The sequence below is a fragment of the Mesorhizobium sp. M0960 genome, from assembly GCF_040319055.1.
Classification (GTDB): Bacteria; Pseudomonadota; Alphaproteobacteria; order Rhizobiales; family Rhizobiaceae; genus Mesorhizobium.
Genome location: NZ_JAMYNN010000013.1, coordinates 68,822 through 82,763, shown reverse-complemented (window position 1 = coordinate 82,763; position 13,942 = coordinate 68,822). Strand labels below are relative to the sequence as shown.

Genomic DNA, 13,942 nt, shown 5'->3' with positions numbered 1-13,942 from the left:
GATCACGTGGCGCCCGGCAGCTGGTGTCAGGCGACACTAAGCCTGCCGGCGGCTGGATCAAAGCCCGGAATGTTAGAGGCTTGGCGTTGTCGCCCGCCGTCTGTCGGTCAGCGCAGGGCGCTCGGCGCGATAGGTCGTTGACCGGTTGTCGGCGTCGGGCCGGCAGATACGGCTGTCGTGACGGCTTTCCATGGTCATCATCAGTGCACGCTGATCCCAAGCGTGTTGCCACGGCGTGCGCAGGCGGGGCCTGGGCCGCGCATGTAATAGCGCTCGGGCCGATAGGTCGGCGCGACGAATTCGCGGATGGCGGCGGCATAGCCGGCGATTTGATTCCAGAAGCTCATTTTACTCGGTCCCTGTCCCGTTTCGGATGTCCCTTCCGAATTGCGGGGATCATAGCGTCCAGGCGTGAATAGTCGGTGAACGCGATGTTAATCTCTGGTCGAAAATGCCTTTGTTCATGGCTGCAATGCGGCTGATTCGCGGTGTTTCCGTGCTGTCCGTCGGCATTTCGCCCAGTGTGACTTTTGCATCACATATGTTTCGCCTGAATGTCGCCGAGGCGCGCGTTTGTTTCACTTTTGCTGCCACCGCGAAATTTCCGTGCACGTGGTCGAAAAACCAGGAACCGGCCCGTCAGCCGCACGTTGATTTCCCAGTGCCGGGACGAACCGGCTGCGCGGGCTGCAGCTTCCGGCTGAAGCCGCAGCCAAAAATCCGAAACAGCAAGAGCAATGGAAAGGCAAAGGCCATGGGCTTCTTTTCGAAGGACATCAAAACACTCGACGATCTCTTCGTGCACACGCTGCGCGACATTTATTACGCCGAGAAACAGATCGAGAAATCGCTGCCGAAGATGATCGACAAGGCGAGTGATCCGCAGTTGAAAGCCGGCTTTGAGAAGCATCTCGCCCAGACCAAGGGTCATATTCAGCGTGTCGAGCAGGTGTTCGAGCTGCACGGCGTGAAGGCCAAGGAAGTCGACTGCCCGGCCATCGATGGCATTCTCGAAGAGGCCGATGAGGTCAGCGGCGACATCGCCGACAAGGAGGTCCTCGACGCTGCACTGATCGCGTCCGCCCAGGCGGTCGAGCATTATGAGATGACCCGTTACGGCACCTTGATTGCCTGGGCCAAGCAACTGGGCCGCAGCGACTGCGCCAATGTGTTGGCCAACAACCTCAAGGAGGAACAGGCAACCGACCGCAAGCTTACCGAGATGGCGGAAAGCAAGATCAACCTGCAAGCCGCCGAGTAGGGCCGCGATCGAGAATGGAGTTCAGGCAAGGCTGGGCCGAAAGCCCGGACTTGCCTTTTGCGCCGCCGGAACCGGAACGGACTTTGCCCGTTCTCGGTTGAACGTTGTCGCGCAGGGAGTTTGTCATGGCGCCGCGCCCCGCCTGGAGAGGGTATCTCAAGCTTTCGCTGGTCACCTGCGCGGTCGAAGTGACCAATGGCGTCACCCAGGCCGAAAAAGTTTCGTTCCGCGTGCTCAACCGCAAGACTGGCAACACTGTCAGGCGCGTCTATGTCGATTCGGCAAGCGGCAAGCCGCTCGATGAAGGCGACGAGATCAAGGGCTACGAGATCGGCGACGGCGACTTCGTCCAAATCGAGGAGGAGGAGATCGAAGCCGTCCAGATCGAATCCTCGCATACGATGAGCCTCGACGGGTTCATCGAAAAATCTTCGATCCAGCAGATCTATCTCGACACGCCCTATTATGTGACGCCTGCGGACGATGTCTCGGAAGAGGCTTTTGCCGTCATCCGCGACGCCATGGCCGCCAAGAAGACGGCGGGCCTTGCCCGCATCGTGCTCTACCGCCGCGAGCGTCCGGTGGTCATCGAGCCGCTGGGCAAGGGCCTGCTGCTGACGACGCTGCGCTATGGCGATACGGTGCGCAGGCCGGAGATGGTGTTCGGCGACATTAAGCCGGTGACGACCGACGCCGAGATGATCAGGCTGGCCGAACACATTGTCGATGAGAAACAGGCGAAGTTCGATCCTTCCGAATTCGAGGACAAATACGAAAACGCGCTGATCGAGTTGGTCCGCGCCAAGAAGGCCGGCAAGAAGGCACCGAAGACCAAGGCAGAACCGCGACCCTCCAACGTCGTCAATCTCTTCGATGCACTGAAGAAGAGCCTTTCGTCGGAGGCCAGCCCGCCGGCAAAGGCCAGACGCCCGGCAAAAGGCGCCAAGTCCAAAGCCGCCCGGCGCAAATCGGCTTAGGATCAGACCATGGCCGGCCTCGAGCAATATCACGCCAAGCGCGATTTCAAGAAGACCGTCGAACCGGCCGGTAAGCTCGCGCGCGGCAAGAAAGCCGTGCCGGGTGGCATTTTCGTCATCCACAAGCATGCCGCCACCAGGCTTCACTACGACCTTCGCCTTGAGCATGGCGGCGTGCTGTGGAGCTGGGCGGTGACGCGAGGCCCGAGCCTCGACCCGCATGAGAAGCGGCTCGCCGTGCATGTCGAGGACCACCCGATCGACTATGCGCCGTTCGAAGGCACCATCCCCAAGGGCCAATATGGCGGCGGCTCGGTCATTGTCTGGGACGAAGGCACGTGGGTCCCCGAAGGCGACCCTGCCAAAGGGATGAAGAAAGGCCATATCAATTTCGAACTGCATGGCCACAAATTGCATGGCGCCTGGCATCTGGTGCGGCTGAAGCCGCGGCCCGGCGAAAAACGCGACAACTGGCTGCTGATCAAGTCCGACGATGCCGCCGCGCGTCCCGGTGAGGACATTTTGCAGGAGGCGCCGCAATCGGTGAAATCCGGCCTGACCATCGAGGAGGTCGGCGAAGGCAAGACCGCCGACGGCAAGAAGCCAAGCGTCTGGCAGTCCGACAGGCCGGCCGCCGGCAAAGCGAAGGCTGTCGCGGCAAGGCGGCTCGAATTCGTCGAGCCGGCGCTCGCCACGCTGGAGCGGGACGCCCCGCCCGGTAAGGACTGGCTGCATGAGGTGAAGTTCGACGGCTATCGCATGCAGGCGCAGCTTGCCGGTACCGAGGTGCGGCTTTTGACACGCACCGGCCTCGACTGGACCCACAAATTTGGTGGCTCAATTATCGCGGCACTTGGCGGCCTGAAATGTACCGATGCCGTCATCGACGGCGAAATCGTCGTGCTGGCGGATAATGGCGTGTCGTCCTTTTCGCTGCTTCAGCAAGATCTGTCGGCGGGCCGTACGGACCGTTTCATCTACTATGTCTTCGACCTGTTGCAGCTCAATGGTCAAGACATCCGTTCCGAGCCGCTGGTCGAGCGCAAGGAAAGGCTGCGCAGCCTGCTCGCCGGACAGACCGAAGAGCAGGCCGTGCGCTTCAGCGACCACTTTGCCGAGCCCGGCAAGATCATGCTGGAGCATGCTTGCCGCCTGGGCCTCGAAGGCGTCGTCTCCAAGCGTGCCGATGCGCCCTACCGCAGCGGGCGTGTTCCCTCGTGGGTGAAGTCGAAATGCACGGCGCGCCAGGAATTCGTCATCGGCGGCTACATGCCGTCGGACAAGACCGGGCGTGGCCTGCGCTCGCTGCTGGTCGGCTATCACGAGGGCGGCAAGCTGCGTTATGCCGGCCGCGTCGGCACCGGCTTCACGGCCAAAAGCACCAACGAGTTGAAGAAAAGGCTTGATGCGCTGAAGACGACAACCTCGCCCTTCGACAGCGCGGTGCCAAGGGGCAAGGGGCTGGTCTGGGTCAAGCCCGAACTTGTCGGCGAAGTGGAGTTTCGCAGTTGGACGTCGGACCGTATAATACGCCACGCGTCCTTCCAGGGATTGCGCGAGGACAAGCCGGCGGAGGAAGTCGTGCAGGAGAAACCGAAAGCACGCTCAGCCACGGCAGAGCCGAAGCCAAAGCCCACCAAAACCGCAGGCGCGGCGAAAACCTCGGTTACGCTGTCCCGCCCTGACAAGCTTCTGTGGCCCGAGGAGAACGTATCGAAGCAGGATCTGGTCGATCACTACGCGCTGGTCTGGCCGCGCATGAAGCAGTTCGTCATCAATCGGCCGCTCAGCCTCGTGCGGGCGCCGGACGGCGTCGGCGGCCAACGCTTCTTCCAGAAGCATGCCTCGGCCGGCATGCACGACAAGATCGCCGTGATGAAGGATCCGACCGACGGCGAGGAGATATTGTTCATCCGCGATTTCGACGGTCTCGTGGCACTGGTGCAACTGGGCGTCGTCGAGATCCATATTTGGGGCTCGACCACCGACGAGCTGGAAAAGCCCGACCAGATCATCTTCGATCTCGATCCCGACGAGGGCGTCGACGTGAAGGCGGTGCGCGCGGCGGCACTCGACATCCGCGGCCGGCTCGACGAACTGTCCCTGCCGAATTTCGTCAAGACCTCGGGCGGCAAGGGCTACCACGTCGTCGTGCCGCTGAAGCCGTCGGCGGATTGGGACGAGGTCAAGGGCTTCGCCCATGAGTTCGCCCGAGCGCTCGAACAGGCCGCACCCGACCGCTACACGGCGACGCTGTCGAAGAAGGCACGCACGGGCAGGATTTTCGTCGATTATCTGCGCAACGGCCGCGGCGCCACCACCGTCGCCCCCTATTCGTCGCGCGCCAAAAAGGGCGCCACGGTATCGATGCCGGTGACCTGGGCGGAGATCGAGGCCGGATTGCCGCCCAACGCCTTTCCGATCGGCGACAAGACGACGCTGAAGCGGCTCGGGCAAGCCGACCCCTGGGCGGATTTTTTCAAGCAGGCCAAGCTGCTCAAGCGCGACTAGTGCATGTCGCGCAAAAGTGTGCAGCGGTTTTGCGATAACGACATGCATCAAAACAAGGACCTAAAGCGCATCGCATGAGGCCGGTCGAACGCGACGCGCTTTAAAGCAATTCCAGGAAAAGTATGAAAAGGTTTTCCGCCCGGAATTGCGTCAAAACAAAAAGACAGAGCGGTTCGGCGTTTCCGTGAAACGACGAATGCGTACTAGCGCGTGGAAGCGATCTGTCAGGCGAGAAACGTGTTCTCGAAGGCCTGCTTGCCTGCCGGTGAAAAGATCACGGCACGGCTGTCCTTCTCGCGCCGCGCCCATTTCTCGGCGAGGATCTTGTCGAGAATGGCGGCGCCCAGCGTGCCGGCAAGGTGCGAACGCCGCACGCTCCAGTCGAGGCACGCCCGGCACACCGGTCGCCGCGCTTTGGTATGGATGTCGATGCCGATCGCGGCGAAATGCGAGGCGGCCGACGGCCCAAGCTGGATCTCCTTGTCGTCGCGCAGGAGCACTTGTCGAGCGACAAGACGGTCCAGCATCGCCACCGCCTGCTCGCCGGCGAGGTGGTCGTAGCAGACCCGCGCCACGCGCATGGCCGCGTCGCGAGGGCCGGGTCGCACCCTCTGCGGCCCGACAGCAGCAGCGACGCCGGTGATGGCTTCGATCATTCCTGCCACCTGCGGGCCGGCGAGGCCGTAATAGCGGTGCCGTCCCTGGCTCGCCAGCGTCAGCAGCCCGCCTTCCATCAGCTTCGATAGATGGGAGCTCGCTGTCGGAAGCGACACGCCGGCTTCGAGTGCCAGTTCGCTCGCCGTCAGTGCTGTGCCGCCCATCAGTGCGGACAGCATGTTTGCCCGCGCCGGATCGCCGACCAGGCTGGCAATGCGGGCTATGTCAGGGCCTTCGCGCATAGTTCGTTCCTCATCGAAGCATCCTCGTCAGACAAGCATTAATCTCGATGCAAATCAAGGAGACGACGATGCCTGCAAGGACCATTCTCAGCGCCGCGCCTGCTCGCCGGCCGTTCCCGTTAATTGTCTTGCGCCGCTTGCGGCTGTGGCTCCTGAAGCGGTGGTACGACCGTCATTCGCAGCGCCTCGATCTCGCCGAAATCGACGATCATCTGCTGCGTGACCTTGGCCTGACACCCGAAGACGTCCGTCGCGAATACGCGAAATCCTTCTGGCAGGCATGATCAGCGAGGGATTGCCTAGCATATCGATCTTCGGAACGTTTCGACCCGGCTCGAACTGTGGTCGCAAGAAACATCCACCCGCCAAGGAGGCGAAAATGACCATTACCTGCTTCATCCGCTACGAGATCGATCCGTTCGGCAAGGCGGCGTTCGAGGAATATGCCCGCAATTGGGGGCAGGCGATCCCGCGCTGCGGCGCCGATCTGATCGGCTATTTCGCGCCGCACGAAGGCTCGGCCACCACGGCTTATGCCGCCTACAACATCGACAGTCTTGCGGCCTACGAAGTCTACCGCGCCCGGCTCGCCGCCGATCCCGCCGGCAAGGCGAATTACGAGTTCGCCCGGCGGGAAAAATTCATCCTGAAGGAGGATCGCATCTTCCTCAAGCTGGCCTCCGCGCCGCATGGTCCTTTGGTGAAGCCATGATCGCCGTCATCTTCGAGGTCGAGCCGGCGGCGGGCAAGCGCGAAGCCTACCTCGGCATCGCCGCCGACCTGCGGCCGCTGCTCGACGGCATCGACGGTTTCCTGTCGATCGAGCGCTTCCAGAGCCTTGCCGATCCGAACCGCATCCTGTCGCTGTCCTTCTGGCGCGACGAGGAAGCGGTGAAGGCCTGGCGCAACACGCAGGAACATCGGCAGGCCCAGAAAGCCGGGCGCGGCGGTATCTTTGCCGACTATTGTTTGCGCATCGCCCACGTCGTGCGCGACTACGGCCTGACCGAACGCGCCGAGGCGCCAGCAGACAGCCGGGTGGTGAACGGATAGGGGCTGCTATGCATTCCCGATCAGCACCCCTGCCGCAAACACCAGCGCGCCACCCAGCACCACCTGGAAGGCGGCGCGCCAGAATGGCGTCTGCATATAGCGGTTCTGCACGAAGGCGATCGCCCACAGCTCGAAGAAAACCACCACGGCGGCGACAATGGTCGCCGTCCAGAAAAGCGGGATGAGATAGGGCAGCGCATGGCCGAGCCCGCCCAGCGTTGTCATGACGCCGACGGTCAGACCGCGTTTTGCCGGCGAGCCGCGGCCCGACAACTTACCGTCGTCGGAGGCCACTTCGGTGAAACCCATCGAGATGCCGGCGCCGATCGAGGCAGCAAGCCCGACCAGAAAGGTCTGGAACGTGTCGTGCGTGGCAAAGGCGGCGGCAAAGATCGGCGCCAGTGTTGACACCGACCCATCCATCAGCCCCGCCAGCCCCGGTTGTACGTAGGTCAGGATGAACTGGCGCTGCTCGGCCGCCGCCTCTTCGTCCTTGACCGCGCCCGGCACATGCTTTTGTTCGAGCCGCTGCGCTAGTGTCTCGTGGCCCTGTTCTGCGATCGCCAGATCGTCGAGCAGCTTTCGCGTCGACGCATCGCCTGTGCGCTTGGCCGCCTCGACATAGAACAGGTAGGCCTGCCGCTCCATGGCCTCGGCTTGGCTGCGCACATGATCGACGCCGAGCGGCCTCACCAGCCAGTCCGGTTTGCGCTCGTAATAACCCTTCACATGTTCGCGCCGGATCAGCGGTATCCGCTCGCCGAAACGCTTGCGGTAAAGCTCGATCAGTGAATCGCGATGGCCGTCCTCTTCCTCCGCCATCTCTTCGAACACTTTGGCCGATTGCGGAAAGCTTTCCGCCAGCCCGTCGGCATAGGCGCGATAGATGCGCCCGTCATCCTCCTCGGAGGAGATGGCGAGCGCCAGGATCTCCTGCTCCGAGAGCGATTCAAAGGAACGGCGGCCGAGGCCGAAAACGCGGGAAAGCATGAGAAATTCACCCTAGTTTAGAATAGTTCTAAACTATGACCTTGCACGTCGCCGGTCAATCGTGCGTGCTCCACTCATGCTCAAAAGCTACAGATTTCGAAACCTCGAGCAGGTCGTCGTTTGCTATCGGTGAACGTTCACTTATATAACCGAATCTGAACCAAGAGAAAGGAACCCGCAGATGCCGGAAAAACAGCAGCCGTTTGATCCCAAACCAGTCCTCGACCTGATCGCCAACATCGAGGCGGATCTGCAGCGCCTGAAAGGCCTGGTCGAGCAGCAGGTCGAAAAATTCGATCCCGCCAATCCGCACAACAAGGCTCCCGATGGCAAGTTGACTGAGGAGGGTGTCGAGTGCTGCTATCGCCTGTTCGACGAGGGCAAGTCGCGCTATTCGGTCGCCCAGCAGATGAAGATCTCCTTCGCCGCCGCCACCCACCGCTTCAACACCTGGCGTAAGATGGGCGGTCCCAAACGGCAAAAGACGCTGTTGGGGTGAGGAGCGGCGGCCAAGCCGGTCAATCGGCAACGATTTGTCGATTGAAGCGACGACCGCATGGCGGAGAGACGAGGAGGCGGCAGGTGGCAGGCACGCTCCTCTCCTGCCTGCAAGACGAATTGTAACCGTCACATTTTTTCATTGGTGCGCGGCCTCCCTTTCCGTGCACCATAGGCGGTCTCATTTCTTGCAGGACCTCGCCATGACCACCCCTCCCGGCATCGCCGATATCCGCAGCGCAGCAGCGCGATTGTCCGGCCTGATCGTCGAAACGCCGCTGATCGAATCGCCGGAGCTGAACAAGCGCTTCGGCGCCAGGATCCTGTTCAAGCCCGAGACGTTGCAGCGCACCGGCTCCTTCAAGTTCCGCGGTGCATACAACAAGCTCTCCTCGCTCTCGGCGGAAGAACGCGCTGGCGGCGTCGTCGCCTTCTCGTCGGGTAATCACGCGCAAGGCGTTGCCGCCGCAGCGGCGATGTTCGGCGTCAAGGCCGTCATCGCCATGCCCACCGATGCGCCGGCGATGAAAGTCGGCAATGTCAGGAAGATGGGCGCGGAAGTGATCACCTTCGACCGGGTCCGCGACGATCGCACTGCCGTCGTCCGTTCTTACGTGGAAAGGGGCATGGTCCTGGTGCCGCCCTACGACGATCCGGCCATCATCGCCGGCCAGGGCACGATCGGCCTCGAATTGATGCGCCAAGCAAGCGCGCTTGGCGTCAGCCTGGATGCGGTAGTCGTTCCCTGCGGCGGTGGCGGCTTGAGCAGCGGCATTTCGATCGCGGTCAAGGACGCCTCACCGGGCACCGCCGTCTGGGCCGTGGAACCCGAGCATTTCGATGACACACGCCGCTCGCTGATCAAAGGCGCCAGGGTGTCGAACGCGCCCGGCCACACCTCGATCTGCGATGCCCTTCTCGTCGCCGAGCCGGGCGCGATCACTTTCGAGATCAACCGCAAGAATCTCGCCGGCGCCATTACCGTTTCCGACAAGGCGGTGGCACAGGCGATGCGCGATGCCATGGCTTGCCTGAAGCTGGTCGTCGAACCTGGCGGTTGCGTCGGCTTGGCCGCGCTGTCGTCAGGCGAGATCGACCTTGCCGGGAAATGCATTGCCGTGGTGCTCTCCGGTGGCAATGTCGATCTCAGCACCTATGCCGAGATCATTGCTGCCGGCTAGGATAGCAACCAGTTCCAGGTCATGTGCCGATTCGAGGTGCTTGAGCGTCCGTTGCGCCCGGTCGAACCGGTACCCTTCAAAGACTGAGATCAATGAAACTGTTCTTCAGCCGCAATCCCAATCCTCGCCTCGCGGTCGCGGTGGCACGGTATCTCAAAGCCAAGGTCGAGTTCGAATTCGCCTCTCCCTTCGCTCCGGGGCAGGCCGAGCGCTTTCGGCCGCTCAATCCAAATCTTTCATTGCCTATCCTTGTGGGCTTGGGAAAAAGCCTCTGGGAGGCCGACGCCATAGCCTGCCGGTTTTCACGCGACACGCATTCGCATTTCTGGCGCACCGGCGACGACGAGCCCGAGATGATCCGATGGCTGAGTTGGGGCAAAGAGAACTTCGCAAGAGCCTGCGACGTCGTGCATTTCGAACGCGGGACCAAACAGCGCTATGGGCTCGGCCCGATCGATCAGGCGCGGGTTGAGGAGGGCCTGAGCGACTTCAGCACCGCCGCCGCAATACTTGATGCCGAGCTTTCCGAGCGAGATTGGCTGGTCGGAAGTTCGGTTTCCTATGCCGACTTTCGAATGGCGACGTTTCTGCCCTTCAACGACGTCGCCCGATTGCCGCTCGATGATTATCCTTCTGTCGGTCGCTGGTATCGGCAGCTTGAAGAAATCGACGCCTGGCGCGATCCCTTCGAAGGGCTCAATGCGCCTGAATTGGCGCCGGTCCCGGGTCAGGCCAAGCCGGTGTGAATCTCGGTCATTTGCACAAGCGGATCGAGTTCGACCCTAATCCAACGTCCGGCGGAACCGCACCAGCGCCACGCCGGCGAACAGCGCCACGAACACCACCAGCCAGCCGATCTCCGTTGCCACCGCCGGCAGCTCGGCGCCCTTCAGCATCACCGCGCGGATGATGCGCAGGAAATGCGTCAGCGGCAGCACCTCGCCGAAAATCTGCGCCCAGTCCGGCATGCCGCGATAGGGGAACATGAAACCGGACAGCATGATCGACGGCAGGAAGAAGAAGAAGGTGAGCTGCAGTGCCTGCATCTGCGTGCGGGCAATCGTCGAGATCGTATAGCCGAGCAGCACCAGCGCCAGCACGAAGATCAGGACGGCCGTCAACAGCAGCGACATCGATCCGGTGAAGGGGATGGCGAACAGAAGCTTCGATGCCGCCAGCACCACCAGCACCTGCACGGCGCCGACCGCCAGATACGGCAGCACCTTACCCAGCATGATCTCGAGCGGGCTGGACGGCATCGCCAGAAGGTTCTCCATCGTGCCGCGCTCGGTCTCACGCGTCAGCGCGATCGAGGTCATCATTACCATCGTCATCTGCAGGATGACGCCGAGCAGGCCGGGCACGATGTTGTATTGCGATACGGCTTCCGGATTGTAGCGCCGGTGCACTACGACCTGGAGCTGGCCCCGGGCAGCTTCGGCCGCTGTCTCCTGCATGCCGCGCGCCCTGAGCAGCGCCTGGTTGGCAACGGTGCCGAGCGTCGAGATGGCGCCGCTGGCGACGGCCGGGTCGGTCGCATCCGCCTCGATCAGGATCTGCGGGCTGTCGCCACGCTCGACCCGTCGGGCGAAATCGGCGGGAATGGTGACGACGAAGGCAACGTCGCCGCGCGCCATCAGGAATTCGGCTTCGGCGGCACTTTGCGCGACATGGTCGAAGCGGTAATAGCCGGTGGTCTGCAGCGCCGAAACCATGGCTCGCGTGTAAGGATCGCTGCTCATCGCCACCAGCGCTGCCGGCAGGCTCTTCGGATCGTTGTTGATGGCATAGCCGAACAGCACCAGCTGCATCAGCGGCACGCCCAGCATCATGGCGAAGGTGATGCGGTCGCGCCGCATCTGGATGAACTCCTTGATCAGCAGCGCACCGAGCCTGGCGAAGGAAAAGACGCTGTTTATCCCGTTCTTCATCCCATATTGTCCTTCGAACCGGACATGAACTGGATGAACACATCCTCCAGGCTGGTCTCGCCGGGCGAGACCCTGACGCCCTTGTGGTCTTTCTCGACGTCGGCGAGCGCTGCCTGAAGCGCCGTCCTGTCGGAGCCGACTACATGCAGCGCCGCGCCGAACGGCGCCACCTGGTCGACGCCTGGGCGGCCATGAAGTGCGGCAGCGACCTGATCGAGCCGCGGCCCTTGCAGGACGAAGGTGGTCAGCCCGGCATTCCTCACCACGTCCTCAACCGTGCCGGTGGCCAGCATCTTGCCATAGGAGATGTAGCTGATGCGGTGGCAGCGCTCGGCCTCGTCCATGTAATGGGTGGAGACCAGCACGGTCAGCCCGCCGCTCGCCAGCCGGTGGATCTCGTCCCAGAATTCGCGCCGCGCCTTCGGGTCGACGCCAGCCGTCGGTTCGTCGAGCAGCAGCAGTTTCGGCTTGTGCATGATGCAGGCGGCCAGCGCCAGCCGCTGCTTCCAGCCGCCGGACAAGGTGCCGGCCAGTTGGTTTCTGCGTGATGTCAGGCCGAGCTCCTCAAGCGTCTTGGCCACATGTTCGTCGAGCGGCTTCAGCCGGTAGAGCCGTGCCACGAATTCGAGATTCTCGCCGATGGTGAGGTCTTCGTAGAACGAGAATCTCTGCGTCATGTAGCCGACTTCGCGCTTGATCCGCAGGCTGTCGGTGCGGATGTTGAAGCCCAGAACCGTGCCTTCACCCTCATCGGGCGTCAGCAAGCCGCACATGATGCGGATGGTCGTCGTTTTGCCCGAGCCGTTCGGCCCGAGGAAGCCGACGATCTCGCCCTCGGCCACGGTCATCGTCACATGGTCGACGACAGTCTTGTCGCCGAAGCGTTTGACCAGGCCGTGCACGTCGATGACGTTCATTTTCCGATGTCCGCCAGATCGACGTCGACGATCTGCCCGGGCTGCAATGCGCTGGCGTCGCCTTCCGGCCGCGCTTCGACCAGATAGACCAGCTTTTGCCGGGTCTCGAGCGAGTAGATCACCGGCGGCGTGAATTCCGGATCCGGCGACACATAGCTGACGCGTGCCTTCACGCCCGATCCGCAACCATCGCAATGGACGTTGAGCAGCGTGCCGACCTCGACCGAGGAGAACGCGCTTTCCGGCACATAGACGCTGAGCTTCACTGCGCCGTCCGGCAGTATGGAGATGACCGGCGCGGTCGGCCCGGCTGTATCGCCGGGATAGCGGATGACATCGTTGACCCTGCCGGGCGAGGGCGCCGTGAGCACACGCTTCGACAGTCGCCATTGCGCTTGCTCCAGCGCCGATTGCGCCTGCCTGACCTGATTGTCGGCGGCCTTGATCGTCTCCGGCCGTGCCGGCAGGCCGCCGACAGCGAGATTGGCTTCCGCCTGGCCGACCTGCGCGTTGGCCGTCTCCAGCGCCGCGGAAGCCGTATCATAATCGGCCTGCGTGCCGGTGCCGCGTTTGAACAGATCGCTGGCGCGGCTGTATCTGCGTTTGGCGTCGGCGGCCTGCGCTTTGGCCATGTCGACCTGCGCCCTGAGCACTGCAATCTCTTCCGGCCGCTTGCCGACCTGCAGGTCGGCAAGTTGCGCCTGGGCCTGCGCGAGGGCCGCCTCGGCCTGCGCGATGGCGATCTTGGCGTCGGCGTTTTCCAGCGTCACCACCGGCGTGCCGGGCGCTACGCGGTCGCCGCGCTTGACCGCAATCGTCTCGACCTGGGCCACCTCGATCGGCGCCAGCAGCACATAATCGCCCTCGACGTAGCCGACGGCGAGCGGTGCTGCCGGCGCGCAGGCGCTGAAAAGCTGGGCGGCAAGCGGCAAAGAACAGAGCAGGCTCATGATCCACGATCCTTCCGGACAGCCAAATCGCGCCGAGCTAAAATCGCGCTGAGATTGTCGGTTACTGTTGCCGCGATCTTGCCGGCCTCGTCATCGCCGATCTCGCGCCAGCCCATCCGGCGCATAACCGCCTCGCGGCCGATGCGGAAATAGACGACCTGGCCAATCAGCGTGAATACGGTGAGTTTAGTGCGCTCGCTCTCGGCCGGCTCGCCCGTCGACTGTTCCCAGATCAGGCAGAGCCGGTGATGCGCCGGTTCGAACACGCCGTCATAGATACGGTCGAGCGCGGCGGTTGGATGCGACAGCTCACGCAGGACGAACTGTACAATCTCGCCGGCTTCCGGCCTTGCCGCGATGAAGGCGACCATCCGCTCCAGTGCGACGGCTAAATGTGCCCGCGCGGCCTCGGTGTCCGCCAATGCCGCGGGCGGCGCTTGCAGATTGCCGATCGCCTGGCCCGCAATGGTCTGGATGGTGTCTACGATGTAGTCGGCCGCCGCGTTGCGGAGCCCTTCCTTGCCGCCGAAATGATAGGCGATCGAGCCGATATTGGCCTTGGCCTCAGCCGCGATCTGGCGCGTCGACGTGCCGTCGAAACCCTGGCGTCCGAACAGCTTCAGCGCCGCGCGCACGAGGGCCGTCCGCGTCATATCCGCGGCAGTCTTGGGCGCTTCATGAGGAAGGCCGCTGGCACTGGGCGATTTGATCATGGTCTATACTTTAATCAATCGAATGATTAAAGTCAACTGCGGTCAAGCGGCTTGCCAACTC

At 62.7% G+C, this 13,942-nt stretch carries 16 protein-coding genes; 9 read left to right on the top strand and 7 right to left on the bottom strand.

Going from position 1 to position 13,942, the window contains the following annotated elements:
- Positions 1-200: 200 nt before the first annotated feature.
- A complete protein-coding gene (locus NKH63_RS21815) occupies positions 201-347 on the bottom strand; it encodes a hypothetical protein (protein ID WP_023718851.1) in 147 nt (48 codons plus the stop codon).
- Positions 348-754: 407 nt separating this feature from the next.
- Here NKH63_RS21815 and NKH63_RS21810 point away from each other — a divergent pair, with 407 nt between their 5' ends.
- From NKH63_RS21810 to ligD, 3 genes are all read left to right on the top strand, one after another.
- On the top strand, positions 755-1,261 hold the full coding sequence (locus NKH63_RS21810) for a YciE/YciF ferroxidase family protein (RefSeq protein WP_023718852.1): 507 nt from the start codon (positions 755-757) through the stop codon (positions 1,259-1,261).
- Between the two features lie 125 nt (positions 1,262-1,386).
- The gene (gene ku, locus NKH63_RS21805) at positions 1,387-2,238 is read left to right on the top strand and encodes a non-homologous end joining protein Ku (protein WP_023718853.1); all 852 of its coding nucleotides are present in this window, start codon (positions 1,387-1,389) and stop codon (positions 2,236-2,238) included.
- Between the two features lie 9 nt (positions 2,239-2,247).
- Positions 2,248-4,749 carry a DNA ligase D gene (gene ligD, locus NKH63_RS21800; RefSeq protein WP_352918699.1) on the top strand — a complete coding sequence of 834 codons (2,502 nt, stop codon included), beginning with the start codon at positions 2,248-2,250 and terminating at the stop codon, positions 4,747-4,749.
- A gap of 224 nt (positions 4,750-4,973) precedes the next feature.
- On the opposite strand, the gene NKH63_RS21795 is transcribed toward ligD, so the two are convergent.
- On the bottom strand, positions 4,974-5,648 hold the full coding sequence (locus tag NKH63_RS21795; protein WP_352481377.1) for an ArsR/SmtB family transcription factor: 675 nt from the start codon (positions 5,646-5,648) through the stop codon (positions 4,974-4,976).
- A gap of 68 nt (positions 5,649-5,716) precedes the next feature.
- On the opposite strand from NKH63_RS21795, the gene NKH63_RS21790 reads away from it, so the two are divergent.
- The 3 genes from NKH63_RS21790 (at position 5,717) to NKH63_RS21780 (ending at position 6,701) form a co-directional block, all read left to right on the top strand.
- A complete protein-coding gene (locus tag NKH63_RS21790) occupies positions 5,717-5,932 on the top strand; it encodes a DUF1127 domain-containing protein (RefSeq protein WP_352481378.1) in 216 nt (71 codons plus the stop codon).
- A 95-nt stretch (positions 5,933-6,027) separates the two neighbouring features.
- Positions 6,028-6,360 carry an NIPSNAP family protein gene (locus NKH63_RS21785; protein WP_023718857.1) on the top strand — a complete coding sequence of 111 codons (333 nt, stop codon included), beginning with the start codon at positions 6,028-6,030 and terminating at the stop codon, positions 6,358-6,360.
- Positions 6,357-6,701 carry an antibiotic biosynthesis monooxygenase family protein gene (locus tag NKH63_RS21780; RefSeq protein ID WP_352592326.1) on the top strand — a complete coding sequence of 115 codons (345 nt, stop codon included), beginning with the start codon at positions 6,357-6,359 and terminating at the stop codon, positions 6,699-6,701. Before NKH63_RS21785 ends, NKH63_RS21780 begins: the two co-directional genes overlap by 4 nt.
- 6 nt (positions 6,702-6,707) lie before the next feature.
- Here NKH63_RS21780 and mbfA read toward each other — a convergent pair whose 3' ends face one another.
- On the bottom strand, positions 6,708-7,691 hold the full coding sequence (mbfA, locus tag NKH63_RS21775; RefSeq protein ID WP_023718859.1) for an iron exporter MbfA: 984 nt from the start codon (positions 7,689-7,691) through the stop codon (positions 6,708-6,710).
- A 181-nt stretch (positions 7,692-7,872) separates the two neighbouring features.
- Here mbfA and NKH63_RS21770 point away from each other — a divergent pair, with 181 nt between their 5' ends.
- The 3 genes from NKH63_RS21770 to NKH63_RS21760 all read left to right on the top strand — a co-directional run bounded on the left by NKH63_RS21770 (position 7,873) and on the right by NKH63_RS21760 (position 10,116).
- On the top strand, positions 7,873-8,190 hold the full coding sequence (locus NKH63_RS21770; protein ID WP_023718860.1) for a hypothetical protein: 318 nt from the start codon (positions 7,873-7,875) through the stop codon (positions 8,188-8,190).
- Between the two features lie 202 nt (positions 8,191-8,392).
- Complete coding sequence (locus NKH63_RS21765; protein WP_352495447.1) at positions 8,393-9,370, top strand: threonine/serine dehydratase family protein; 978 nt, start codon at positions 8,393-8,395, stop codon at positions 9,368-9,370.
- A gap of 92 nt (positions 9,371-9,462) precedes the next feature.
- Positions 9,463-10,116, top strand: a complete 654-nt coding sequence (locus NKH63_RS21760; protein WP_352495448.1) for a glutathione S-transferase family protein — start codon at positions 9,463-9,465, stop codon at positions 10,114-10,116.
- A 36-nt stretch (positions 10,117-10,152) separates the two neighbouring features.
- Here the strand turns inward: NKH63_RS21760 and NKH63_RS21755 are convergent, their stop codons facing one another.
- Genes NKH63_RS21755 through NKH63_RS21740 form a run of 4 tightly spaced genes read right to left on the bottom strand, consistent with a single transcriptional unit; the run spans position 10,153 to position 13,881 of the window.
- Entirely contained in the window at positions 10,153-11,289 is a 1,137-nt protein-coding gene (locus NKH63_RS21755; protein ID WP_023718863.1) for an ABC transporter permease, read from the bottom strand.
- An 8-nt stretch (positions 11,290-11,297) separates the two neighbouring features.
- Positions 11,298-12,218 (bottom strand): ABC transporter ATP-binding protein, encoded by a 921-nt coding sequence (locus NKH63_RS21750; RefSeq protein WP_352592329.1) that lies wholly within the window; start codon positions 12,216-12,218, stop codon positions 11,298-11,300.
- Positions 12,215-13,168: an HlyD family secretion protein gene (locus NKH63_RS21745; RefSeq protein ID WP_023718865.1), complete on the bottom strand. Its 954-nt coding sequence runs from the start codon at positions 13,166-13,168 to the stop codon at positions 12,215-12,217. Before NKH63_RS21745 ends, NKH63_RS21750 begins: the two co-directional genes overlap by 4 nt.
- Entirely contained in the window at positions 13,165-13,881 is a 717-nt protein-coding gene (locus tag NKH63_RS21740; protein WP_023718866.1) for a CerR family C-terminal domain-containing protein, read from the bottom strand. The genes NKH63_RS21745 and NKH63_RS21740 overlap by 4 nt, the downstream gene beginning before the upstream one ends.
- Positions 13,882-13,942 lie beyond the last annotated feature (61 nt).

What these genes read in the sequence shown, in the direction of transcription:
- NKH63_RS21770 (WP_023718860.1), top strand. Translation starts at nt 7,873, where the DNA reads ATGCCGGAAAAACAGCAGCCGTTTGATCCCAAACCAGTCCTCGACCTG.
- NKH63_RS21750 (WP_352592329.1), bottom strand. Translation starts at nt 12,218, where the DNA reads ATGAACGTCATCGACGTGCACGGCCTGGTCAAACGCTTCGGCGACAAG.
- NKH63_RS21810 (WP_023718852.1), top strand. Translation starts at nt 755, where the DNA reads ATGGGCTTCTTTTCGAAGGACATCAAAACACTCGACGATCTCTTCGTG.
- ligD (WP_352918699.1), top strand. Translation starts at nt 2,248, where the DNA reads ATGGCCGGCCTCGAGCAATATCACGCCAAGCGCGATTTCAAGAAGACC.
- ku (WP_023718853.1), top strand. Translation starts at nt 1,387, where the DNA reads ATGGCGCCGCGCCCCGCCTGGAGAGGGTATCTCAAGCTTTCGCTGGTC.
- NKH63_RS21790 (WP_352481378.1), top strand. Translation starts at nt 5,717, where the DNA reads ATGCCTGCAAGGACCATTCTCAGCGCCGCGCCTGCTCGCCGGCCGTTC.
- NKH63_RS21760 (WP_352495448.1), top strand. Translation starts at nt 9,463, where the DNA reads ATGAAACTGTTCTTCAGCCGCAATCCCAATCCTCGCCTCGCGGTCGCG.
- NKH63_RS21785 (WP_023718857.1), top strand. Translation starts at nt 6,028, where the DNA reads ATGACCATTACCTGCTTCATCCGCTACGAGATCGATCCGTTCGGCAAG.
- NKH63_RS21740 (WP_023718866.1), bottom strand. Translation starts at nt 13,881, where the DNA reads ATGATCAAATCGCCCAGTGCCAGCGGCCTTCCTCATGAAGCGCCCAAG.
- NKH63_RS21815 (WP_023718851.1), bottom strand. Translation starts at nt 347, where the DNA reads ATGAGCTTCTGGAATCAAATCGCCGGCTATGCCGCCGCCATCCGCGAA.
- mbfA (WP_023718859.1), bottom strand. Translation starts at nt 7,691, where the DNA reads ATGCTTTCCCGCGTTTTCGGCCTCGGCCGCCGTTCCTTTGAATCGCTC.
- NKH63_RS21745 (WP_023718865.1), bottom strand. Translation starts at nt 13,168, where the DNA reads ATGAGCCTGCTCTGTTCTTTGCCGCTTGCCGCCCAGCTTTTCAGCGCC.
- NKH63_RS21795 (WP_352481377.1), bottom strand. Translation starts at nt 5,648, where the DNA reads ATGCGCGAAGGCCCTGACATAGCCCGCATTGCCAGCCTGGTCGGCGAT.
- NKH63_RS21780 (WP_352592326.1), top strand. Translation starts at nt 6,357, where the DNA reads ATGATCGCCGTCATCTTCGAGGTCGAGCCGGCGGCGGGCAAGCGCGAA.
- NKH63_RS21765 (WP_352495447.1), top strand. Translation starts at nt 8,393, where the DNA reads ATGACCACCCCTCCCGGCATCGCCGATATCCGCAGCGCAGCAGCGCGA.